Here is a 21,784-nt window from a genome sequence, read left to right on the forward strand (position 1 = left end):
TTTTCAAAAAAACCTTTCCTTACTTTTTGTTTCTGTATTTCAGCGGCTTTTAGATTCCGTTTCATATAGAATCATTTTTAGATTGACACTTTAGCACGATCGTACTAAAATGAAGCCATGAATACAAAAACACAAAAGCGAAGACTGCAAATTATTGAAGACGCCATTCAAGTGCTTGCGGAAGAAGGCTATGCAAATGCCTCTATCGGCAATATCGCAAAAAAGGGGGGAATTAGCAAAGGAGTTGTCACGTATCATTTTCCGAATAAAATGCAGCTAATGAAGGCTGTTGTGGAGCATTCCTACGGACTTGCAGCGCCTTATATGGAAAAGTTCATGGACGGTTTAGACAGTGCACCGGCTACACTCCGTGCCTATATTGAATCAAATCTCAGATTTATGTTTGAACACCCCAAATACGTTACCGCAATCATTGAAGTAGTTTCCAACCTACGAACAGAAAGCGGTGAGCTGTATTATAAGGGTGAAGATGAATCAATATATGAACCGCTGATTGATATTTTTAAGTGGGGACAGGAAATGGAAGGGAGTTTCAGGGAGTTTTCCCCGCTCATTATGGCCAGAACCGTGCGAAGCGTAATCGATTCATTGGGACCAAAAATCGCAAATCATGATATATCAGACATGGAGAGCACGATCTCTGAAATTGTTGATACGTTCGATTATGCAACGAGAAAAACAACTAAATAGGGGGACTATCGTGAGAACTGGCGAATTGCAGAAATTAGACAAAAAAATTGTTGCCGCAAGGAAGCTTGAAGGTGTGATCACGTTATGCGTGTATACCTGCGTTATCCTTGTCTTGCTATACTGCACTTTAACATTCGGCTGGCCAAAATGGATATTGGCCGGAGCATCGTGTTTGGCTATTGCCTCTGTACCATTTGAACTTTATCTTTTGCCAAGGTGGAAGTATCGTTTATGGCGATATCGGATCAGTGAATTAAGCATCCAAATCCATAAAGGGATCTTTTTTAAGCGGAAAGTATTAATTCCCATGGGGAAAGTCCAGCATGTCGAAGCAAAACAAGGCCCTATTTTAAAAAAGTACAATTTATATACGATTACTTTATCGACAGCAGCCGGGAGCCATGAAATTCTGGGATTATCCGAAGGAACCGCCGAATCTCTCCGGCAAGATATTGAAGCTTATGCGAGGTTAAGCGATGAACAAGTCTGAAACATTGATAAAACATCGTCTCCATCCTGTTTCGATCCTTTATTTTGTCATGATAGCGATCAAGGAATCGTTGTCCTTCATATGGCTGGTTCCGCTGCTCGTACTATTTATTCATAAACTGGGCAGCCACATCCCCGCTTTCATCATCATTATTGCTTTAAGTTCTTTGCTTATTATCGCGTTTTTCATAATTGGTGTATTGAGATGGCGGGCATTTTCCTACCAGATACACGAGAAAGCCATATATATTGAATCTGGTTTGTTTGTGACAAAGAAAAGATGGGTGCAGCCGGACCGCATTCAATCCGTCGATTCTACTGTCCGTGTATATGACCATTTATTCTCTACACGAACGTTAACGATTGAACTTGCCGGAGGTGATGAATCCAGCATCATTCTCAGCTGCATTTCAAAAGAAGAAGAACAGCGCATTCGAACGGTTTTAAAAGCAGAATCAAACAGCAGGCTGATCAATCATTCTGTAGAGTCAATGTTTCAACTATATAAAAATGATCTCATATTGCACAGCCTTCTCTCGCCTAAATTTGGGATTGTGCTTACGCTTTTATCACTGGGATGGCTAAAATATCGGGATATAACGAAAGACACTGACCGGGACACTTTGTTCACCTGCCTATCCGGCTGGTTCGGTTCCAACTGGATCATGATCACGGTGGTCATGCTGGTGGTTTTATCATTTGCACTTTCATTATTGCTGACATTTGCAACCGACTATCATTTCACATTAAGCAAGAATGCCAAAGGAGAACTTGAAATCGAACAAGGCCTGTTTGAGAAGAAAAAGCGAACGATTGACCCAAACCGGATACAGGCGATTCTCATCATAGAGCCGCCGATTCACCGCCTCTTGGGATTCGTCTCAATTAAAGCTGTCGTTATACGTAACAGTCCAAATGAACAAAGCCAAAAAACGATTACGATTCTTCCCTTTGTTAAAAAAGAAAAAGCCCATTCCATGCTTGAACCGTTTACCGGTTACCGGAGGAACCGCAATTTGCGCATGCTGACAAAAGAAGCCAGACTTCATTATATGGTTCTGCCATTTACAGCAGGCTGTCTTCTATCAATACCGATATGGATGCTTCTTCCCCATCCCTTTCATTATCTGACTGCCATTCTGCCGCTTGCATTATTATGGGCAGGATGGATGGGGTATCGAAGGACTCGCTGGAATCAAAGCAGCCGATTTTTAACTTTGCAGTACGGAACTTTTGCCCGGCGAACGGCCATCATTAAACACGGCCGCATTCAGTGGGCAGTGTTGGGCCAAACAGTTATGCAAGAGAGGAAGAACTTGGCATCCATTAAGGTAGCCGTTGCTTCCGGAAAAGAAAACGTAAAGTTTTCGTTAAACCATATTCCGATAGAGAGTGCGACAGAAATTTATCAACATGCCATCAAAATACCAAAAACCTAGTTGACTAATCAGAATAATAAGATTAAAATGATCACATGCTTCATCTGCTGCCTTTTCAAGGCATAATTGGCGGGAATCACAGGATGCCCGCCTTTTTTGTTTCAGCAAAGCGGAATGACATAAAAATGAATGAGGATCACAAGGCAAAATGATGCTGATCCTGCGATTCTATTGGCATGCTTGTTTTCAGCCGAAGCGGTGATATGATGAGCCAGCGTCCAAAACAACACGGTGCCGGTCAATATGACGGCTCCCGTTAAAAATGAGCTGTTAAAAGACTGTGTTCTCTCAATGATTTCCGATATAAACAAAAGCCAAAGGTATGCCAAAAACCCGTACATCAAACACCAATACGCAGCAGAAAAAAATTTCATATGTCTCCCCCCTGTTTTAAATTATTCTACCCACACATAAAAAACCGGCACAATGGCCGGTTTTTTTACATTGATTGTTTTTTTAGCCTGATCACATTCCAGGAAAGCTTAGGGAGACGCGCCGTCAGCCTGCCGTCGCACACTTTGGCGTCTCCGCCGCTGTGCGGAACGACGTTGTTTCGGTCTTTTTCGTTCGTCGCTTTGTTGTCTTCGTGTTCAAGCACGATGTGTTCGCAGACGGCATAGCCGTCAAAGCTTCTGATATCGGCTTCGAGTTGCAGGCCGCCGTTCGTATCGCGGTTGACGGCGAATACCGTTAATTCTTCGGCTTCTTCATTGAAAACGGCGACAGACTCTAAATACGGAACATCTGTAAAGTCTTTGCTGTCATACTTTGGCGATGAAACGGCCGTTTGCAATACCGTTCCCCGTCCGTAGACAGAAGCGTGCATGAACGGATAGAATGTCGTCTGCCGCCAGGCTTCTCCGCCTTTTTCCGTCATGATCGGCGCGATCACGTTGACAAGCTGTGCGAGACAGGCGATTTTGACGCGGTCGGCATGTTTCAAGAGCGTGATCAGCATACAGCCGACAAGAAGGGCATCCTCGAAGTTGTAAATGTCTTCAAGAAGGTGAGGCGCTCTTTCCCAGCGCTCGACCAGTTTGTCTTTTTCATTCGAATGATACCAGACGTTCCATTCATCGTAGGAAAGGTGGATCGTTTTTTTGCTGCGCTTTTTCGCTTTCATATAGTCGCAGACGGCGATCACCGTATTGATAAAGTGGTCCATATCAAGCGATCTCGCCAAATAGTTCGGAAGGTCGTTGTCGCGGTTTCCGTAATACGAATGAAGCGAGATATACTCGACGTGTTCATACGTATGGTCGAGCACGGTCGTTTCCCAGTCGATAAACGTCTGCATTCCGCTTCCTGAGCTTCCGCAGGCGACAAGCTCGATGGAAGGGTCGGTCCATTTCATGAGCTTTGCAGCTTCAGCGGCGATCCTTCCGTACTCGGCGGCCGTTTTATGGCCGATCTGCCATGGACCGTCCATCTCATTGCCGAGGCACCACGTTTTGATCTTATGCGGCTCTTTATAGCCGTGCGATTTTCTGAGATCGCTGTAGTATGAATCTGACGGATGGTTGCAGTATTCGACGAGATTGCGGGCTGCGTCAATGCCTCTCGTGCCAAGGTTGACGGCCATATTCACTTCCGCGCCGACAAGCTTCGCCCAGTCCATGAATTCATTGGTGCCGATCAAATTCGGTTCAGTCGTCGCCCATGCCAGATCAAGCCTTGTCGGCCGCTCTCCGACAGGGCCGACTCCGTCCTCCCAGTTATATCCCGATACAAAGTTGCCGCCGGGATATCTGATAAACGGCACCTTCAGCTCTTTGACGAGTTTGATGACGTCTTTTCGAAAGCCCGATTCATCCGCCTCCGGATGATCCGGTTCATAAATGCCTTCATAGACGGCTCTTCCGAGATGCTCGACGAACGAGCCGAAGATCCGCTTGTCAACCTCTGCAACCTTATATCCCTTGTCGATCGTCATTTCCGCTTGTTTTGCAGTCATTTTACAATCATTCCTTCCCAGAGAATATTTTATGATCAGCCTTTAATCCCGCCTGCTGTCAAACCTGACACAAAGTACTTTTGGAAGAACAAGAAAATCAGAATGACAGGCAGAATCGCCAGCACTGAACCTGAGATCAGCATGTCGTAGTTGTTGCCGTAAGGACTGAGCAACGCCGACAATCCGATCGGAAGCGTAAACATTTCCTTCGACCGCAGCACAATCAGCGGCCATAAAAAATTATTCCAGCTGTTTAATGACTGGAGGATGATCATCGCTCCGAAAGCCGGCTTCATGAGCGGGGCCATAATCCGGAAGTAAATGCCGAATTCGGTGCATCCGTCCATTCTCGCCGAGTCGAGCAAATCTTTCGGCAGGCCGAGCGCATACTGCCGGAAGAAAAAGACGGCGACGGGCGATACGATAAACGGAAGGATCACCCCGGCATACGTGTCGACGATATGCAGCGCGACCGTCATTTTAAATAAAGGCAGCATCAAAACTTCAATCGGCACCATCATGATCAAGAGCACAAATACAAACAGGAGATTTTTCCCCTTAAACTGATAAACGGCAAGCCCGTAACCGACCATCGATGAAAACAAAAGCGTTAAAACGGTCGATATGACGACAAGAATCAGGCTGTTCGAGAACCATTTAAAATAAATGCTTCCTCCGTTAAACAAATAGGCATAGTTGTCAAGGCTCAACAATTCGGGGCTCAACCTTAAATTAAGCCCGAACCTCAGCAATTCTGAAGACGGCTTCAGCGAGCCGAGCACAAGACAAAACAGCGGAAACACAAACAAAAAACTTAAGATCGCAAACAGGAAAAACGTCGCTGTTTTCGCAATGTTTGAGCCTCTGGCATGCATTAATAGCCCTCCTTTTTAAATGAGCCTGACAGCTTTAGCGATATGAGGCTTGCGATGAAAATAATCACGAGCAGCACAATGCCGAGCGCGGAACCGTATCCCATATTGTTGTAGGCAAGCCCCTGCTGATAAATGTATCCGACCATTGTCAGGCCGATATTGCCCGGGGAATTGTTTTGCCACAGCACATAGCTTTCTTCAAACATCCGAAAGCCGCCGATGATGCTGATCGTCAGCACGTAGACGGTGACGGGCTTTAAAAACGGAAGCGTAATATAGAAAAATTTCTTCAGTGTGCCGGCGCCGTCAATTTCGGCCGCTTCGTACAATTCTTTCGGAACATTTTGCAGGCCGGCCAAGAAATACAGCACATTAATGCCCATCCACCGCCATGATGCGAGCATGACCATTAAAAACATTCCCGTATGCTCATTGTTCAGCCAGTTTTGCGGCGCGGCTCCGAGCTTCAGCAAAATCGAGTTTGCAAGCGATGTTTCCATTTCGCCGAAAATCAGCCTGAAAATGATGCCCGCCACGATCGTGGATGTCAAGGCAGGGATAAAAAGGGCCGATTTAAACACATTTTTAAACTTTACAAGCTTTGAATCCAAAAAGACTGCAAGAATAAGAGGAACCGGTATTAAAATAAGCAATGTCCAAAAAGTGTATTTGATTGTATTGAATAATGCGGTATAAAAAGTGGGATTATTTAAAGCTTTATAGTTTTCCGCCCCGACGAAGCGGATCTCCCCCGGGAGAATGCTTTGAAAGCTCATGATGATGACGCTGATAAGCGGATAAAGGAAAAAGATGCAAAATGAGAGTACGAAAGGTGCTGTAAAAAAGTAAGGTGCGGCTTTTGCTGAATATAATAGGCGGGTTATCTTTCTTTTTCTGCTCACCGGCGGAAACGAATGCACTGTATCCGTTTTGACAGTCTTCAAGTTATCGCCTCGCTTTACAGTAATGAAAGACTATTGTCCCTTTACCTCGGCGGCTGCTTTGTCCAGGGCTTCCTTCGGTGTTTTGCTTTTCGTTTTAAGAGCTTCGTATAAAACGTTTTTGTTGACCAGATCGGATGTTTTTGCATAATCCTCTGTTAAATAAAGCGGATTGATCTCATCTTTCACCTCGAGAAGCATCGAAAAAATCCCGCTGCCGTTTTGAAAATATTCTGTATATTGATTCGGTTTCTTCAGTTCTTCCGAATCCCACACATCCCATCTGAGCGGGTCAAACCCGAGGACGGTCCATAGCTTGATGTTTCCTTCTTTTGACACTTTGGCAAACGATAAAAAGTCCTTGGCCAGTCCGGCTTCCTTCGCTTGTTTTGGAATAACGGTCGCTGTGCCGCCCATCCCTGCCGATCGGTCTCCGCCTTCTTTCCATGCCGGAAGCGGCCTGATCGCAATCTTCCCTTTTAAATCAGGCATATAATCCAAAAATCTTCCCATATACCAGATCGGCATCAAAACGGATGCTGCCCCGCCTTGATTCATGAAGCCGTAATATTCTTCGCTGTGGTGAAAGCCTCCAGGCGCTGTGACCGCAATTTTGTCCTTTTCGATCAAGGTTTTCAAAAATCCGAGCGTTTTGACATTTGTTTCATTATTTAAAGTCAGACGGCCCTTTTCATCAAAGTAGCCTGAGCCCTGCTGGGAAATCAGCGGCAAAAACGAATTCGGGTCTGCCGTTTCGATTGTCGTCATCGGCTTGCCTGTAGCCTCTGCGACCTTTTTGCCCGCTTTTCTGTAATCTTCCCATGTTTTAATATCATCCGGATCGACTCCCGCTTTGTGTAAAATATCCATATTATAGTACATCACCGTCGTTCCGACGTGGGTGTCAAGCCCGTACAGTCTGCCGTTTTTGCTGTACAGGGTAAGCCGCGCTTCCACAAACTTGTCGCGCTCATCTTCGACAAGGGAGGTCAGGTCTGTTAAAGGAATGTCAGAGCCTTTCAAAAAATTGGAGAAGCGGGCGAGCTCAACATCGGCAATATCCGGAACCCCTTTTCCCGCCAAAAGCGATATCGAAAGATTGTCGTGCATCTGTCCGTACGGATAAACGACGGTATTTAATTTGATTTTACGGTCCGGATATGCTTTATTCCATTCTTTCACCATTTCCGCATAAAACTGTTCATGAAGGCCGTTGAACGTCCAAAACGTCAGCTCTGTGGCATCGTCATCTTTGCCGGCGGCGGGACTCGCCCTGCACCCTGTCAAAAGCAAGCTAAAAGCCATGATGATCATAAGGAAAAATGAAAGGAACCTTTTCACGTTTTAACCCCTTTCATGTTTGACATGCTGCCTGATGTCAGGCAAAAGTCCGTATTGATTCATGATGGCAAGACCCGTGTACCGGTCCCTGAGGTTGTGGGCCCGGGCCATCGCCTCCATAAGCAAAGGCTCGTCAATATCGAGGTCTGTAAATGATACCGGCCCGCCGACTTTTCTCATCCATTCCGCCATCTCCTCTCCGCCGGGAAGCTTTTCATAGGCGGAACGAACCGTTTTTGCGACGTGTTCATCGCCGAAATCCCGGTCTTTAAGAGAACGGTAAACATCCGCAAGCATGATGGAAGCGCAGCCTACTTTTGCCCCGTGGAGAATCTGCCGCTTGCTGTTTTCGAGCGCTTTCATCTCAAGGTAATGGGAGAGGTGGTGCTCACCTCCGGAAGCAGGTCTTGAATGGTCGAGCATCAGCATGACAAGGCCTGAAACGATCAGCGATTCCATCAATTTTTCGATGCCCTCCCGCGATTTTGCCGCGATGTCATCGATCCTGGACAGACACTGATCAAGCGCTTTTCTCGTGATGGCGCAAGCGGTCGGACAGTATGGTTCATCAGCAAGCGAACGGGAGATCTCCCAGTCGGCGAGCGACGTTATTTTGCCGAGCATATCGCCGAATCCCGCGGCGATCATGTTTTGCGGCGCATTCCGCAAAAGCTCGATATCTGCAAATAGCGCAACAGGCGCCGTCGTTTGAATCGTCTGCTTTGTACCGTTTATAATGAGCGGAGCTCCGGCCGATGTAAAACCGTCAACCGACGGTGCAGTAGGCACCGAAATAAACGGAATGCCTCGCTGATAGGCGCAAAACCTGACGATATCATGGATCGTCCCCGCACCTGCGGCAATGAGCGCATCCGCATCGATCGGCGCATCGATCAATGCCTTGACCATCGTTTTCTCATCTGCTATGACATCCCCTGCCGCATTCGCCTCAAGCTTGACAAGGGATACCTCCGCCGTTTCCTGAAGGAGAGACGCCAGCCGTTCTCCCGCGATTCGGCCGGTCGTTTCATCACAAACGATAGCAATGTTTTGAAATGAAGCGGCTTTTATAAAGGCAGGCATTTCGTTTTCGACAGCATGTTCGCCAATCGCGATTTTTTCAACCGTAAGCGGGAAATGGACGGCTCCGCACCCGCAGTCGCCCAACGTCTTTTTCATATAAGAGATCAAGTCATTCATGATTATCCCTCACTCCTCCTATTGGCCGTAATACGCGTCAGCCCCGTGCTTCCGGAAAAAGTGCTTATCGAGCAAGACACCGCTGATCGGATGTAGCGACGGATTCAGCATGAGCGAATGATAGGCCATTTTTGCGACCTCTTCCAGGACAACGGCGTTGTGCACGGCCGTCAAGGCATCTTCCCCCCAGCAAAACGGACCGTGATTGTTGACGAGAACGCCTGGAATGTCGCGCGGATCAAGGTGCTGAAACGTCTCCCTGATGACTTTTCCGGTATTTAATTCGTATTGTTCCGCGATTTCATCAGCACGCATTTCCCTCGTACAGGGAATATCGCCGTGATAGTAATCCGCGTGAGTCGTTCCCAATGAAGGGATGTCCCTGCCTGACTGCGCCCAGCTCGTCGCCCACGGGGAATGGGTGTGGACGATTCCGCCTATCGTTTGAAACTCTTTGTAAAGGTAAATGTGCGTCGGCGTATCCGAAGACGGCTTCAGCTTTCCCTCGACAATCTCTCCGTCCAGGTTCAGCACGGCTAAATCTTCCGCTTTTAATTCGCTGTATTTCACGCCGCTCGGCTTGATGACGATCAAGTTTTTATCACGGTCGATCCCGCTGACATTTCCCCATGTAAACGTGACGAGCCGGTGCTCCACAAGCTGTAAATTCGCTTTTAACACTTGTTCCTTTAAAGCCTCCAGCACAAGGTTCTCCTCCTTTTGATTTTGCGATTTACCGGACGGCGGCGCTGACGGACTGGATGTTTTTCAGCTTTTTAAGGCGTTTCATGACATTGTTTTGTTTTCCGAAGAATTCGTAAAGCTCCTTGTAGTCTGCGTAAAGCTGATCGTACAATGTCACGTTTTCCGGAATCGGCTTATACGTGTGATCTTTTACTTTTCCCATATGCATGACAGCCTCTTCGATCTGATCATATCCGCCGTTTTCGCTTCCGGCCGCAACCGCTCCGAATATCGCCGAACCTAATGCCGGGGCTTGCGGAGAACCGGAAATTTTAATTTCCATATTTGTCACATCAGCATATATCTGCATGATAAACGGGTTTTTTTCGGCAATTCCCCCGGCGGCATACAGCTCTTCGATCGGCACGCCGCTCTGCCGGAACGTTTCGATGATCTTTCTCGTCCCGAATGCGGTTGCTTCAACCAACGCACGGAATATCTCCTCAGGCTTCGTTGATAAGGTCATCCCGAGCATCATCCCGGTCAAATCCGCATCGACGAGCGTCGAACGGTTTCCGTTCCACCAATCCAATGCAAGCAGACCGCTTTCGCCGACTCCCAATCTGTCCGCCTTTCGGGACAGCAGCTCGTAAATCGATATCCCCACTGCTTCAGCTTCTTTCGCATAGCTTTCCGGCACGAAGTGCTCGATCAGCCAATGAAAATGATCGCCGACGCACGATTGGCCCGCTTCATAGCCGACATAACCCGGCAGAATGCCGTTTTCCACGACTCCGCACATTCCCGGCACCATTCGGACGTCCTCGCCGAGCAGCATGTGGCAAGTGGATGTCCCCATGATCATCAGCATTTTCCCCGGCTCTGTAATGCCGACCGCCGGAACTGACACATGGGCATCGACATTGGCAACCGCGACCGCTGTACCCGGCAAAAGCCCCGTTTTAGCTGCCATTTCATCAGTTAAACCGCCGGCTTTCTCCCCTATCGGATAAATGTCTTCTGTCAATTTTTCCTGAACGACATGTTTCAGCTTCGGATGCAAAGCTGCGAAAAAATCTTCCGAAGGATAGCCGTCCATACGATTCCAGATCGCCTTATAGCCCGCCGTACAATTGTTTCGTTTCATCTTTCCGCACAGCCTGTATACGATCCAGTCCGCAGCCTCCATGATCTCGGCGGCGGCATCGTATATATGCGGTGCTTCTTCTGCGATTTGCATCACTTTCGGCACGAGCCATTCGGAGGAAATTTTTCCGCCGTACGTTTTCAGAAACGCTTCGTTTCGTTTCTCTGCCAGTTGATTCAGCCTGTTTGCCTGCTCCTGTGCGGCGTGATGCTTCCAAAGCTTCACATAGCTGTGGGGCTCTTCCGCGTATTCCTCCCTCATGCAAAGCGGGGTTCTGTCCTTATCTACAGGCAGAATCGTACATGCCGTAAAATCGATGCCGATACCGATGATCTCTTTTGGATCGACTTTCGACTGCCGCAAAAGGCTCGGAATCGTCCCTTCCAGCACTTCGATGTAATCAGCAGGATGCTGAAGCGCCCAGTCCCTCGGGAGCTTTTTCTTTGTCCCCGGCAATTCGCGGTCAATCACGCCGTGCGTATATTCTTTTACTGCTGTCGCAATTTCCTCTCCCGTCTGGACGTTGACCAGGACGGCTCTTCCCGACAATGTTCCGAAATCAACTCCGATTGCAAATGCCATAAGCTTGCGCGCCTCCTTAAAACTTGTAAAGCCGGTATGCTGCTTCACTCCATTTGAGTTCGTTGCGAAGGTTTGCTATCTTTGTGTCACGGTTGATCAGCACCGCTTCAATGCCCGTCATGTCAGCCCAATCCAGCATTTGTTCTGCGGTAAGCCGATAGGAAAGGCACGTGTGATGGGCTCCCCCCGCCAATATCCACGCCTCTGCAGACGTTTTGAGGGACGGCTGCGGCTTCCAAAGGACGCGCGCCACCGGAAGGTTCGGCATCTCATGCTGGACCCTTTCAGCATCGACCTCATTGATGACAAGCCGGAAACGCCCGCCCATATCGACTAAAGAAACGTTGACAGCAGGACCCGCCATTCCGTCAAAGACCAAACGGGCCGGATCGTCCTTTCCGCCGATCGACAAAGGATGCACTTCGATTCGCGGCTTCGTTTCGGCAATCGACGGGCACACTTCAAGCATGTGCGACCCGAGAATCATTTCGTTGCCCGGTTCAAAATGGTATGTGTAATCTTCCATGAACGACGTTTCTTTTCCGTCTGCCATCACTTTCATCATCCTGACAAGCGCAGCCGTTTTCCAGTCTCCCTCTCCGCCGAAGCCGTAGCCTTCAGCCATCAGGCGCTGAACGGCCAACCCCGGAAGCTGCTTCATACCGTGCAAGTCTTCAAAGGTCGTCGTAAAGGCGGTATAGCCTCCGTCCGAAAGAAAGCGCTTTAAGCCAAGCTCAATGCGGGCCTGCTCTTTTACGGATTCACGGGCCGCACCGTCTTCGGGGCACTCGTAAAGCTCTTCATATTCGGCAATCAGTTCATTTACGCTTTCTTTCGATACCGCTTTGATCTCCCGGACGAGGTCACCGATCCCATATCCGTCGACAGACCAGCCGAGCTGAATTTGAGCTTCGATTTTGTCCCCTTCCGTGACCGCCACATTGCGCATGTTGTCACCAAAGCGGGCCACTTTGATATGGCGGTTTTCAATTGAGGCCACAGCAGCGCTCATCCACCGGTCGATCTCCTTTTTTACTCCGGCGTCTTCCCAATGGCCGACGATGACTTTTCGATTCAGCCCCAATCTCGTTCCGACAAATCCGTATTCGCGGTCTCCGTGTGCAGACTGGTTGATATTCATAAAATCCATATCGATCGTTTCCCACGGAATGTCTCTGTTAAATTGAGTATGAAAGTGAAGCAGCGGCTTTTTCAGTTCCGCCAGTCCCGGAATCCACATTTTCGCCGGTGAAAACGTGTGCATCCAAGTGATGACGCCGGCGCATGCATCATCGCAATTCGCTTCTCTGATCAGTTTTCTGACCCCGTCAGGCGAGGTGGCAACCGCTTTATATTTGACGCTGTACCTCATTGAACCGTCGTTTAATCCCCTGCACATGATGTTTGCATGCTCTTCTACTTCTCTGACAGCTTCTTCTCCGTATAAATGCTGGCTCCCCGCAACAAACCAAAATTCGTACGCTTTTGATTGAAACAAGATTTTTCCTCCTTTGCTCCGGCATACATTATGAAACTACCAAAATGAAGCGCTTACAAAAACCTCTTAATACGTACGGACATCTAAAATCATGCTATATATTTGTACGAACGAGTTCATTATATTCTTTACACCACATACTGTCAATTACATTTCAGGCATTTTTTTGAACAAAAAAAGAAAAAAGCCAAGCAAAACATCTGCTTAGCTTGCTGCAATCGCTAATACGACGGCCAGCCCGCGGAATCCCAGTACAAATCATTGATCAGTAATTTGGAGACTCCGTTGTCAAGCGCATCATAGCTGTGTCTGACAATGATGGAATTGTCGACTACATCCTGATGCCCCGGCCCTTTCCAGCGGTCATTTCCGGCGTCTAATATCGTTCCTCCTCCCTCGAGCATATTCTTGCTGTTTTTATCATAGTAAGGACCTGTGATATTTTTTGAACGGCCGTAAGCGATTTTGTACGTGCTGTTCACCCCGAGGCAGCATCTGTCAAATGAAACGAACAAATAATAGTAGCCGTCTTTATACGTAATATTCGGCGCTTCAACAGCCCCGCCGTTATTCGGCCTTGCGGCGATGGAATAAAGCGTTCCCGTCGGCTTCATCGTTTTTTTATCGAGCTTTGTCAGCTTGATGCCGCTCCAAAAAGAGCCGAAAGAAAGCCACGGGTTTCCGTCTTTGTCAATCACTAAATCTCCGTCGATCGCATTATAATTGTCAGCTGAAGTCGTCCTGACCACAAGCCCGTCATCGCGCCATTTCCGTGAAGCGAGACTGTCTGTCGAAGCGAGCCCGATCGCCGAAGTATTTGATCCGAACGAAGAGATTGAATAATAAAGCCAGTACCGCCCGTTATAATAACTGATATCCGGCGCCCACTGATTCTTTTCATGATTTGGTACGTACGTTTTCCACCATGCCAACGGCGCTGGAAAAATACTCGGCGCCGCACTCCACGTAATTCCGTCATTCGATTTGATGACGCGCAGTCCATTTCCAATCCCCGTTCCAAAGGTATACCACGTATTTCCTTCTTTGATCATGGAAGGATCATGAATGACGTTGTCTCCCTTCGTATCCCAAAATGCAGCTGAAGCCGATTCAGACGCCAGCACCAGACCGATGATCAATGCCCCCGCGGTACAAATTCTCCGCAATTTGCGCTTCACAAAACCACTCTCCCATCCGATGTATTGTAACCTCTTTCAGAAGTCATTCCGGAATATATGTAAGCGCTTTCTATGATATTCCAAAAAAAATAAGCTGACAGCATGTTAGCAGCTGTCAGCTTATTTCATCAATCAAATGTAATCTGCTCGACCGTTTCGTTATCCAATCGCTTGATAACTTCGGTAATTAATTTGACGGCATTTTCATAATCATCGCGATGAAGCATCGCCGCATGCGTATGGATGTAGCGGGTTGCGATCGTAATCGAAAGAGCCGGCACCCCGTTTGCGGTCAGGTGGATCGAGCCTGAATCGGTTCCTCCTCCTGAAAGGGCATCATATTGGTATGGAATCCCGGCTTCATCTGCAACTTTTGTGACGAAATCGCGGAGCCCTTTATGGGAAACCATTGAAGCATCATACAGAATGATTTGCGGGCCTTTCCCCATCTTGCTCGTCGATTCTTTTTCAGAAATTCCCGGCGTATCTCCGGCAATTCCGACGTCGACCCCGAATGCGATGTCAGGCTTGATCGTATGTGCGGCGGTTTTGGCGCCGCGCAATCCGACTTCTTCCTGAACCGTCCCGACGCCGTACACAACATTCGGATGGTCAGAGCCTTTTAAGTTTTTCAAAACGTCTATCGCAATGGCGCAGCCGATACGGTTGTCCCACGCTTTTGCAAGCAGCATTTTTTCATTGTTCATGACTGTGAATTCAAAGTACGGGACAACCTGATCTCCGGGAAGAACGCCCCATTCCATCGCTTCCTCCCTGTTTGAAGCCCCGATGTCAATGAACATGTCTTTGATCTCAACCGGTTTTTTGCGCGCTTCAGGCGACAGGACATGAGGGGGTTTGGAACCGATCACGCCTGTGATGTCCCCTTTTTTGGTTACGACCGTTACACGCTGCGCCAGCATGACCTGTGACCACCAGCCCCCGACCGTTTGAAAGCGAAGATAGCCCCTGTCATCAATGCGCGTCACCATAAAACCGACTTCATCAAGGTGGCCGGCAATCATGATCTTCGGCCCGTCTGTCTGTCCGGTCTTTTTGGCGATCAAACTGCCGAGTCTGTCTGTCGTAACCTCGTCGGCATACGGCTCTATGTATGATTTCATGACTTGTCTGGGTTCTTTTTCATTCGCTGGAATTCCTTTTGCATCTGTTAGTTCTTTCAGCATCGTAAGCGTTTCATCTAGCTTTGCCATTTCTCTTACAGCCTCCTTTAATTAACCCTCAATTACTATTATACAAAAACAATCCTATTCAATACGATCAAGCCGCTTTTTTGGATAAAAAAATGAAACCTTCCGCTGTGCCGTTCGTATATATTCAGATATACCTGAATTTCTTTTACGGGAGGTTCATTTAAAAATGGCTGTTATCATTCTGAGAATCGTTTTGCTTGCGCTGTTGCTCTATGTCGTATTCAAAGTTGTTCAGTTTTTCGGTGATCCGAAACGCAGACTGAAATCGGCGCAGGCAAAAAAAGGTTTTTATTTTTTGGACGAACAAAAAAACACGCGCAAAAATTTCAAGCTAACGTTCAAAGGCGTACTGTTCGAAGGGGAAAAACACATTCCTTCCAAAGACCACCCTCTGTTTATCCATACGATCTTCGTGTGGATGGATGCTTCAGAAGAAAAGCTCAGGACTTTCACAAATGAGGATTTCAGCGAATTGGAAAACAAAATCAAAACCCGCTACCCCGATTGCAAAATCGATTGGGATTCATCGATTAAAAAATGGAAACATAAAAAAGCAGAAGAGCATTAGCGCCTCTTCTGCTTTTTCAGTTCATGAAATAAAAGCCCGCCAATGCGGCTTGAATCACGAAGAGGAAGGGGATTCCGAGCCGAAAGGACAAGTGCTTCGTTTTATGTCTGAAAAGGATCATGCCGAGCCAGACACCCGCGGAACCGAATGCAGCCGCAGTAAGCCAGATGCGGCGTTCAGGCACCCTCCATTTGTGTTGGACGGCTCTTCGTTTGTCTGCTCTCATCATGAAAAAGCCGTATCCGTTAATGATCATAAAGAATATCAGCATCAGATGCATTCGGTGTTTCTCCCCTTGCCCTTAAATGAAAAGGGCCGCTTAAACGCGGCCCTTTTCATTATTTGTTTAATTGAGCTTTAGCAGCGTCAGCAAGCTGATTGAATGCAGAAAGATCGTTTACAGCAAGATCGGCAAGCATTTTGCGGTTTACTTCGATGCCGGAAAGTTTCAGACCGTGCATTAAACGGCTGTAAGAAAGGCCGTTCATACGAGCTGCGGCATTGATACGAGTGATCCACAGTTTGCGGAAGTCGCGTTTTTTCTGACGACGGTCACGGAAAGCGTAGTTTCCGGATTTCATCACTTGCTGGTTAGCTACTTTATATAATGTATGTTTTGAACCAAAATAACCTTTTGCTAATTTAAGAACCTTTTTACGACGTTTGCGTGTAACAGTTCCGCCTTTTACTCTTGGCATTAGATTTCCCTCCTAATTATCCCTTTTCCGAATTACTTAATGTTAGCAAGCTGCTGCTTGATGCGTTTGAAATCGCCTGCGCTGACGATCGCGCCTTTGCGAAGCTTGCGTTTTTGTTTTTGAGATTTATTTGCGAACAAGTGGCTTGTATATGCATGAGAACGTTTCAGTTTCCCGGAACCTGTCTTTTTAAAACGTTTCGCAGATCCGCGGTGAGTTTTCATTTTTGGCATGGATGTTTCCTCCTTAATTACTTTTCATTTTTAGGTGCAAGCACCAGGAACATGCTGCGGCCGTCCATTTTCGGCTTCGTTTCAACGGTCGCAACTTCCGCGCATGCTTCCGAAAAACGGTCAAGCACGCGCTGTCCGATTTCTTTATGCGTGATCGCGCGGCCTTTAAAGCGGATGGATGCTTTCACTTTGTCCCCTTTTTGCAGAAACTTGATGGCGTTGCGAAGCTTTGTATTAAAGTCGTGCTCTTCAATACCAGGGCTCAGCCGCACTTCTTTTAAGTTAATGATTTTTTGATTTTTGCGTGCTTCTTTTTCCTTTTTCTGCTGCTCGAATCTGTACTTTCCGTAGTCCATAATCCGGCAGACAGGCGGTTTTGCATTTGCTGCAACTAACACAAGGTCAAGATTGGCGCGACCGGCAATTTCAAGTGCTTCCTGGCGGGATTTGATCCCAAGCTGGTCGCCATTTTGTCCGATCAAACGAACCTCACGCGCACGGATACCCTCATTAACCAATTGATCTTTGCTAATAATGAGCCACCTCCATAGAATCTTTGAATTGATTTCACAACTCATTTTGACCGCTTCATTGCATTTTCACAGGCAAACAAAAAGTGCGGGCATAAAAACACCCACACTGCGAACATCTGCATGAAAAAATAAGAATGTACGTTTAACCTGCCAACTACAAGAATGTGTCAATCAGGTGAGAAGCGGGTGCTTCTGCTTGTTGATATATATTCAATTCATTATCCATCTTACATAAATAAATCTTTCAAGTCAAGATATAAAATTTATTGCAACATTCGTTATTATAACAGGTCGTATTTAAAATCGCAACGCTGATTTTATTTTTCTTTTTTCGAGCCTCTTATCCGCCGACGATCTGAATGAACACCGGAATGACGAACACGGTCACAACGCCGACGACAACGACTGCAATGCTTGCCATGGCGGCTTCGACTTCCCCCATTTCGATCCCGACAGCCACGCCGAGGGCATGTCCTGACGTACCAAGCGCCAAGCCTTTTGCGATCGGATTCTTTACGCGAAAGAGTTTTAAGAAGAGCGCCCCAAGCGCATAGACGATGACAGCGTTAAAAATAACCGCAAATGCCGTAATGTCCGTGATGCCGCCGATGCCTTTTGATAACGGCAGAGCGATCGCCGTTGTGGCAGCCTGCGGCAGCATGCTCTTCATGACGGCGTCGTCAAGGTGGATTCCTTTTGCAATGAGATAAACGACGGCGACCGAACAGACGGAGCCGGCAACGATGGCCGAGAGAATCTGCCACCAATACTTCTTCAATGTAGCCGCCTGCTTGTATAAAGGAATCGCAAACGCGATCGTTGCGGGCTCTAAAAAGAACTTAATGATATCTCCCCCGCTTTTGTAATCCTCATACGAAAAACCACCGATTTTAAGGAATGCGATGCCGAGCACCATGGCGACGAACAAAGGCGTAAACAAGAAAAATCCGTTTGTTTTTTTAAAAAGATAAGTGCCGATCCCGAAAGCGGCAAGCGATACGACGATGCCGAAATACGGTGACATACCTGAAAACCCCCTTTAAGAAGCTGTTTTTTTGGCTGTTTCTGTTTCAAGCGTCCCGGCTTCCCGCTTTTTGCCGCCGGCGGACAGAATTATCTGAGAAAACAGTCCGGTTGCGCCAAGCAAAATGACGGTAGCCAGAAGAATAACGAACACGATCAACAATCCGTATTTTTCCATGACACCGAGCGAATTCATGACGGAAATCCCCGAAGGAACGAATAAAAATCCGATGAGAGAGGTTAATGCCGCGCCGAGCGATTCGACCTGCTCAAGCTTGACTACCTTCATGCATAACAGCGTGAATAAAAGAACCAGCCCAATGACTGATGCCGGAATCGGAATGGGCAGCAAACCGGCGATTCCGTTTGAAACAAGCATAATGACAGCGAAAATACATGCCTGTGTTAAAAAGCCGTATACCTTTTTCGCACTCATGTCGATCACCTCTTTGGCTTTGTTGGCATCATTATATAAAACAAAGCCCGGAGAAAAAGCGCTTTCATTAAAACTCGCCGGATATCGAAGATCAGTTGCAGAAATCGGGCGGTGAAATACAGATCTTCCCCGGTATGGGCGCTTGCCGATTTTCACAATATATCCATTCCAATTTGTGCTAATTGGCAAGCATCCATCGTATAGTTAGTAACGTGAAAAAAGAAAGGGGGCCTAAAGAAAAATATGCATACCGGAAAACAGACCGGCATGCCCGGACGGCGCTTAGAACTTGCATCCTTGATCAACCGGGGATTGGAACCTGAAGACGATTCCCTCGCCGCAGAATCACCGGTGTTTACGGACGACCCGTTTAAGCTGGGAGTGGCCTCGGGCGAACCGCTCCCGGACGGATTTGTATTATGGACGAGACTTGCACCGGACCCGCTTGCTGAAGACGGTTTGGGCGGAATGCCGGACAGGAGTGTGCCGGTCAGGTGGGAGATCGCCGAAGATGAGCATTTTCGCAAAATCGTCAGGCGCGGAACGGCATCAGCCCTCCCGGAGCTTGCCCACTCGGTCCATGTCGAAGTGAACGGACTGAAGCCGGCAAGATATTATTGGTACAGATTCAAAGCGGGTGATGAGATCAGCCGGGTCGGCCGCACGAAAACCGCGCCTCCTCCGTATGCCGATCTTGCCGGGATGTCATTTTCCCTTGCATCGTGCCAGGCCTGGTACCACGGCTATTTCACCGCTTATCGCCACATGGCCGCGGACCATCCCGACGTCGTGTTTTTCCTTGGCGACTATATTTACGAATATCCCATTAATGAAAACAATCTTTACCGGGATGTCAAGCTGTCCGATGTGCACAATGCAAAGACTGTCACCCTCAGCCAATATCGTCTGCGGTACTCCCTTTTCAAGACCGATCCTGACCTCCAGGCGATCCACGCATTAGCGCCTTGGATCGTGACCATGGATGACCATGAAGTGGAAAACAATTATGCCGGCGTGTATTCGCAATATAACCCTTCTGTCGAAGAGTTTCTCAAGCAGCGCGCAGCCGCCTATCAAGCTTTTTATGAAAACATTCCGGTCAGAAGCGCCTCGATTCCAAAGGGGCCGGATATGCTCATGTACCGGCGTTTCCGCTATGGAAACCTGGCTGAATTCAACGTCCTTGACACCCGGCAGTACCGCAGCAAATATCCGGCAAACGAGCGGGAACGGCTCGATCCGTCCCGGTCCATACTCGGAAAAGCCCAGGAGCAGTGGCTGTTCCGCGGGCTGAGCAGGTCGAATGCAATTTGGAATATGCTCACGCAGCAGGTCGTTTTGGCGCAAATCGACCGCGACACCGGACCGGGAACGGCGTACAGCGTCGATCAGTGGGACGGCTATCCCGCTACGCGCGACAGGCTTTTCTCCGCATATCAAACATGCGGCATCCAAAATCCCGTCGTTCTGACGGGGGACATCCATCGACACGCCGCTGCGGATCTGAAAGCAGATTTCAATGATCCTCAGTCAAAAACGATCGGCACAGAGCTGATTACCACATCCATCTCCTCAGACGGCGATGGGTCAGAAACCGATTCGCTGGCACCGATCTGGCTGGGAAATCCCCATGTCAAGCTGTACAATGCACAGCGCGGCTACGTCCGCTGTACGATGACTCCCAAACAGCTCAAAGCCGACTTTCAGGTTCTTCCTTACATTACCCGCCCGGGAGCTCCTGTCTCGACATATGCGGGCTTTGTCATTGAAGCTGGCCGTCCGGGACTGCAAAGGATTCATTAAAAACTGCTTCACATCAAATGAAGCAGTTTTTTCAGTTCTTTTGCATATGTACGGCTGACAGGAATCGTTGAGCCGTCTTTCATCAGCAGATTATACGTCGAGTTGAACCAAGGCTTTACCTCTTTCATATGGCCCATGTTGGCCAAAAAGCTTCTGTGAACCCTGATAAACAAAGATTGCGGAAGCTTTTGCTCAAGCACGACCAGCGTATCGTGGACTGCATACGACGTATCAAAGGTTTTGACGATGACCCGGCCGTCTTTCAATCCGGCATAGACGATTTCAGCAGCGTCGAGGATCACGATCGACTCGTCAACGTTGAGAGCAAGCCTTTGATGGCCGGACGGCGGCTTTTCCTCGTTGTTTTCCGGGTGCATTCGTCTGTATTTTTTGATCGTTTGTCTGATGCGCTCTTCATCAAAGGGCTTTGTCAAATAGTCGATCGCATCGACTTCAAATGCTTTCAGCGCATATTCGTCATATGCCGTGGCAAACACGACAGCCGGCGGCGCCGACATTTTTTTCAGGCGCTTGGCGATGTCGAATCCGTTTTCCCCTGACAAATCGATGTCTAAAAAAAGAATATCCGGCTTTTGGTCCGCCATTTTGTCAAATGCTTCTTCGATATGTTCAGCTTCGTCTATCGTACCCACTTCTTTCGTCCGCTCCAGCAAATATCTCAATTCGTCGCGGGCAAACATTTCATCGTCAACGATTAATACCTTAAGCATCGATCTTCATCCTCCCTTTGCGATTTAAAAGGAATTTTGAAAGACACTTCAGTTCCTTTATCGCGTTCACTGGACAGTTTTAAAGCGGCCTGCTGTCCGAACAGGCCCGTCAGCCGCTGGTTCAGATTGTAAAGCGCCGTCCCGTTTCCTTCCTTTGAAGACGACGGCGTTTTTCCCAATTGCTCCATCATCCCGGGCTCGATTCCCCTGCCATTGTCTGACACCTTCATGAGGACGCCGCCTTGCTCCGAACGGACGCAAACGGTCACCCTGCACGTCTTCTGTTTTTTCGGAAAAGCGTGGCGCAGCGCGTTTTCCACAAGCATCTGCAAAATAAATGGCGGTATTTCCATATGTTCAAGCCCGTCCTCAATGTGAAAATCGATTGTATATTTTCCCGGAAAACGCGCCTGCTCCAAGGATAAATATGCTTCAAGATGGTTCAGCTCTTTTGAGAGCGGAATCAATAGCTGCCTCGCCCCCTGCAGGTTTGAGCGGAAATAGAC

At 47.9% G+C, this 21,784-nt stretch carries 24 protein-coding genes and 1 other annotated feature; of the genes, 5 read left to right on the forward strand and 19 right to left on the reverse strand.

The features are described 5' to 3' along the window. Nucleotides 1-117 precede the first annotated feature (117 nt). From V7126_RS05070 to V7126_RS05080, 3 genes are read left to right on the forward strand one after another with little or no spacing between them, the layout of a single operon-like run. Nucleotides 118-711 carry a TetR/AcrR family transcriptional regulator gene (locus tag V7126_RS05070; RefSeq protein WP_175075736.1) on the forward strand — a complete coding sequence of 198 codons (594 nt, stop codon included), beginning with the start codon at nt 118-120 and terminating at the stop codon, nt 709-711. Between the two features lie 10 nt (nt 712-721). Continuing rightward, on the forward strand, nt 722-1,201 hold the full coding sequence (locus V7126_RS05075; protein WP_175075737.1) for a PH domain-containing protein: 480 nt from the start codon (nt 722-724) through the stop codon (nt 1,199-1,201). Then, nucleotides 1,188-2,639, forward strand: coding sequence for a PH domain-containing protein (locus V7126_RS05080; RefSeq protein ID WP_175075738.1), 1,452 nt, complete (start codon nt 1,188-1,190; stop codon nt 2,637-2,639). Before V7126_RS05075 ends, V7126_RS05080 begins: the two co-directional genes overlap by 14 nt. A gap of 101 nt (nt 2,640-2,740) precedes the next feature. Here the strand turns inward: V7126_RS05080 and V7126_RS05085 are convergent, their stop codons facing one another. From V7126_RS05085 to V7126_RS05135, 11 genes are all read right to left on the reverse strand, one after another. After that, nucleotides 2,741-3,013 carry a hypothetical protein gene (locus V7126_RS05085; RefSeq protein ID WP_046131918.1) on the reverse strand — a complete coding sequence of 91 codons (273 nt, stop codon included), beginning with the start codon at nt 3,011-3,013 and terminating at the stop codon, nt 2,741-2,743. A gap of 65 nt (nt 3,014-3,078) precedes the next feature. Next, nucleotides 3,079-4,593: an arabinosylfuranosidase ArfA gene (arfA, locus tag V7126_RS05090; protein ID WP_175076779.1), complete on the reverse strand. Its 1,515-nt coding sequence runs from the start codon at nt 4,591-4,593 to the stop codon at nt 3,079-3,081. A 35-nt stretch (nt 4,594-4,628) separates the two neighbouring features. Continuing rightward, the gene (locus V7126_RS05095) at nt 4,629-5,468 is read right to left on the reverse strand and encodes a carbohydrate ABC transporter permease (RefSeq protein WP_046132169.1); all 840 of its coding nucleotides are present in this window, start codon (nt 5,466-5,468) and stop codon (nt 4,629-4,631) included. Then, a complete protein-coding gene (locus V7126_RS05100) occupies nt 5,468-6,412 on the reverse strand; it encodes a carbohydrate ABC transporter permease (RefSeq protein WP_046132168.1) in 945 nt (314 codons plus the stop codon). The genes V7126_RS05095 and V7126_RS05100 overlap by 1 nt, the downstream gene beginning before the upstream one ends. Nucleotides 6,413-6,442: 30 nt before the next feature. After that, nucleotides 6,443-7,750, reverse strand: a complete 1,308-nt coding sequence (locus V7126_RS05105; RefSeq protein WP_046132167.1) for an ABC transporter substrate-binding protein — start codon at nt 7,748-7,750, stop codon at nt 6,443-6,445. A gap of 3 nt (nt 7,751-7,753) precedes the next feature. After that, nucleotides 7,754-8,950 (reverse strand): sn-glycerol-1-phosphate dehydrogenase, encoded by a 1,197-nt coding sequence (locus V7126_RS05110; protein ID WP_046132166.1) that lies wholly within the window; start codon nt 8,948-8,950, stop codon nt 7,754-7,756. Between the two features lie 18 nt (nt 8,951-8,968). Further along, the gene (gene araD / locus V7126_RS05115) at nt 8,969-9,655 is read right to left on the reverse strand and encodes an L-ribulose-5-phosphate 4-epimerase (RefSeq protein WP_175076780.1); all 687 of its coding nucleotides are present in this window, start codon (nt 9,653-9,655) and stop codon (nt 8,969-8,971) included. Between the two features lie 28 nt (nt 9,656-9,683). Next, complete coding sequence (gene araB / locus V7126_RS05120; protein ID WP_175076781.1) at nt 9,684-11,363, reverse strand: ribulokinase; 1,680 nt, start codon at nt 11,361-11,363, stop codon at nt 9,684-9,686. 16 nt (nt 11,364-11,379) lie between these two features. Next, the gene (araA, locus tag V7126_RS05125; protein ID WP_175076782.1) at nt 11,380-12,861 is read right to left on the reverse strand and encodes an L-arabinose isomerase; all 1,482 of its coding nucleotides are present in this window, start codon (nt 12,859-12,861) and stop codon (nt 11,380-11,382) included. 221 nt (nt 12,862-13,082) lie between these two features. Next, nucleotides 13,083-14,039, reverse strand: a complete 957-nt coding sequence (locus tag V7126_RS05130) for a glycoside hydrolase family 43 protein (RefSeq protein ID WP_175076783.1) — start codon at nt 14,037-14,039, stop codon at nt 13,083-13,085. Between the two features lie 128 nt (nt 14,040-14,167). Next, nucleotides 14,168-15,253, reverse strand: coding sequence for a M42 family metallopeptidase (locus tag V7126_RS05135; protein WP_046132161.1), 1,086 nt, complete (start codon nt 15,251-15,253; stop codon nt 14,168-14,170). Between the two features lie 166 nt (nt 15,254-15,419). Here V7126_RS05135 and V7126_RS05140 point away from each other — a divergent pair, with 166 nt between their 5' ends. Continuing rightward, nucleotides 15,420-15,821: a sigma-w pathway protein ysdB gene (locus V7126_RS05140; protein ID WP_175076784.1), complete on the forward strand. Its 402-nt coding sequence runs from the start codon at nt 15,420-15,422 to the stop codon at nt 15,819-15,821. A gap of 16 nt (nt 15,822-15,837) precedes the next feature. On the opposite strand, the gene V7126_RS05145 is transcribed toward V7126_RS05140, so the two are convergent. The 6 genes from V7126_RS05145 to lrgA all read right to left on the reverse strand — a co-directional run bounded on the left by V7126_RS05145 (nt 15,838) and on the right by lrgA (nt 18,744). Continuing rightward, nucleotides 15,838-16,101, reverse strand: a complete 264-nt coding sequence (locus V7126_RS05145) for a DUF1294 domain-containing protein (RefSeq protein ID WP_046132159.1) — start codon at nt 16,099-16,101, stop codon at nt 15,838-15,840. Nucleotides 16,102-16,159: 58 nt separating this feature from the next. Next, nucleotides 16,160-16,519, reverse strand: a complete 360-nt coding sequence (rplT, locus tag V7126_RS05150) for a 50S ribosomal protein L20 (RefSeq protein WP_006637946.1) — start codon at nt 16,517-16,519, stop codon at nt 16,160-16,162. Between the two features lie 32 nt (nt 16,520-16,551). Beyond that, nucleotides 16,552-16,752: a 50S ribosomal protein L35 gene (gene rpmI, locus V7126_RS05155; RefSeq protein WP_003152493.1), complete on the reverse strand. Its 201-nt coding sequence runs from the start codon at nt 16,750-16,752 to the stop codon at nt 16,552-16,554. A 17-nt stretch (nt 16,753-16,769) separates the two neighbouring features. After that, a complete protein-coding gene (gene infC, locus V7126_RS05160) occupies nt 16,770-17,288 on the reverse strand; it encodes a translation initiation factor IF-3 (RefSeq protein ID WP_087962510.1) in 519 nt (172 codons plus the stop codon). Between the two features lie 68 nt (nt 17,289-17,356). After that, nucleotides 17,357-17,489: a sequence feature (ribosomal protein L20 leader region), on the reverse strand. 136 nt (nt 17,490-17,625) lie between these two features. Next, entirely contained in the window at nt 17,626-18,309 is a 684-nt protein-coding gene (lrgB, locus tag V7126_RS05165) for an antiholin-like protein LrgB (RefSeq protein WP_048353891.1), read from the reverse strand. Between the two features lie 15 nt (nt 18,310-18,324). Beyond that, nucleotides 18,325-18,744, reverse strand: coding sequence for an antiholin-like murein hydrolase modulator LrgA (gene lrgA / locus V7126_RS05170; RefSeq protein WP_175076820.1), 420 nt, complete (start codon nt 18,742-18,744; stop codon nt 18,325-18,327). 243 nt (nt 18,745-18,987) lie between these two features. On the opposite strand from lrgA, the gene V7126_RS05175 reads away from it, so the two are divergent. Further along, on the forward strand, nt 18,988-20,547 hold the full coding sequence (locus V7126_RS05175) for an alkaline phosphatase D family protein (RefSeq protein ID WP_175076785.1): 1,560 nt from the start codon (nt 18,988-18,990) through the stop codon (nt 20,545-20,547). 8 nt (nt 20,548-20,555) lie between these two features. Here the strand turns inward: V7126_RS05175 and V7126_RS05180 are convergent, their stop codons facing one another. Next, on the reverse strand, nt 20,556-21,278 hold the full coding sequence (locus V7126_RS05180; protein WP_046132156.1) for a LytR/AlgR family response regulator transcription factor: 723 nt from the start codon (nt 21,276-21,278) through the stop codon (nt 20,556-20,558). Further along, nucleotides 21,263-21,784 (reverse strand): ATP-binding protein (locus V7126_RS05185; protein WP_335497038.1); only part of this gene is annotated, 522 nt, incomplete at its 5' end. The genes V7126_RS05180 and V7126_RS05185, both read right to left, overlap by 16 nt.

This window comes from Bacillus sp. JJ675 (genome assembly GCF_036963165.1).
Classification (GTDB): domain Bacteria; phylum Bacillota; class Bacilli; order Bacillales; family Bacillaceae; genus Bacillus; species Bacillus glycinifermentans.

Bases quoted from the DNA above. Each gene is read 5' to 3' on its own strand.
- V7126_RS05070 (WP_175075736.1), top strand. From the start codon at position 118: ATGAATACAAAAACACAAAAGCGAAGACTGCAAATTATTGAAGACGCC.
- V7126_RS05080 (WP_175075738.1), top strand. From the start codon at position 1,188: ATGAACAAGTCTGAAACATTGATAAAACATCGTCTCCATCCTGTTTCG.
- V7126_RS05085 (WP_046131918.1), bottom strand. From the start codon at position 3,013: ATGAAATTTTTTTCTGCTGCGTATTGGTGTTTGATGTACGGGTTTTTG.
- arfA (WP_175076779.1), bottom strand. From the start codon at position 4,593: ATGACTGCAAAACAAGCGGAAATGACGATCGACAAGGGATATAAGGTT.
- V7126_RS05095 (WP_046132169.1), bottom strand. From the start codon at position 5,468: ATGCATGCCAGAGGCTCAAACATTGCGAAAACAGCGACGTTTTTCCTG.
- V7126_RS05110 (WP_046132166.1), bottom strand. From the start codon at position 8,950: ATGAATGACTTGATCTCTTATATGAAAAAGACGTTGGGCGACTGCGGG.
- araB (WP_175076781.1), bottom strand. From the start codon at position 11,363: ATGGCATTTGCAATCGGAGTTGATTTCGGAACATTGTCGGGAAGAGCC.
- V7126_RS05135 (WP_046132161.1), bottom strand. From the start codon at position 15,253: ATGGCAAAGCTAGATGAAACGCTTACGATGCTGAAAGAACTAACAGAT.
- V7126_RS05140 (WP_175076784.1), top strand. From the start codon at position 15,420: ATGGCTGTTATCATTCTGAGAATCGTTTTGCTTGCGCTGTTGCTCTAT.
- V7126_RS05145 (WP_046132159.1), bottom strand. From the start codon at position 16,101: ATGCATCTGATGCTGATATTCTTTATGATCATTAACGGATACGGCTTT.
- rplT (WP_006637946.1), bottom strand. From the start codon at position 16,519: ATGCCAAGAGTAAAAGGCGGAACTGTTACACGCAAACGTCGTAAAAAG.
- rpmI (WP_003152493.1), bottom strand. From the start codon at position 16,752: ATGCCAAAAATGAAAACTCACCGCGGATCTGCGAAACGTTTTAAAAAG.
- lrgB (WP_048353891.1), bottom strand. From the start codon at position 18,309: ATGTCACCGTATTTCGGCATCGTCGTATCGCTTGCCGCTTTCGGGATC.
- lrgA (WP_175076820.1), bottom strand. From the start codon at position 18,744: ATGAGTGCGAAAAAGGTATACGGCTTTTTAACACAGGCATGTATTTTC.
- V7126_RS05175 (WP_175076785.1), top strand. From the start codon at position 18,988: ATGCATACCGGAAAACAGACCGGCATGCCCGGACGGCGCTTAGAACTT.
- V7126_RS05180 (WP_046132156.1), bottom strand. From the start codon at position 21,278: ATGCTTAAGGTATTAATCGTTGACGATGAAATGTTTGCCCGCGACGAA.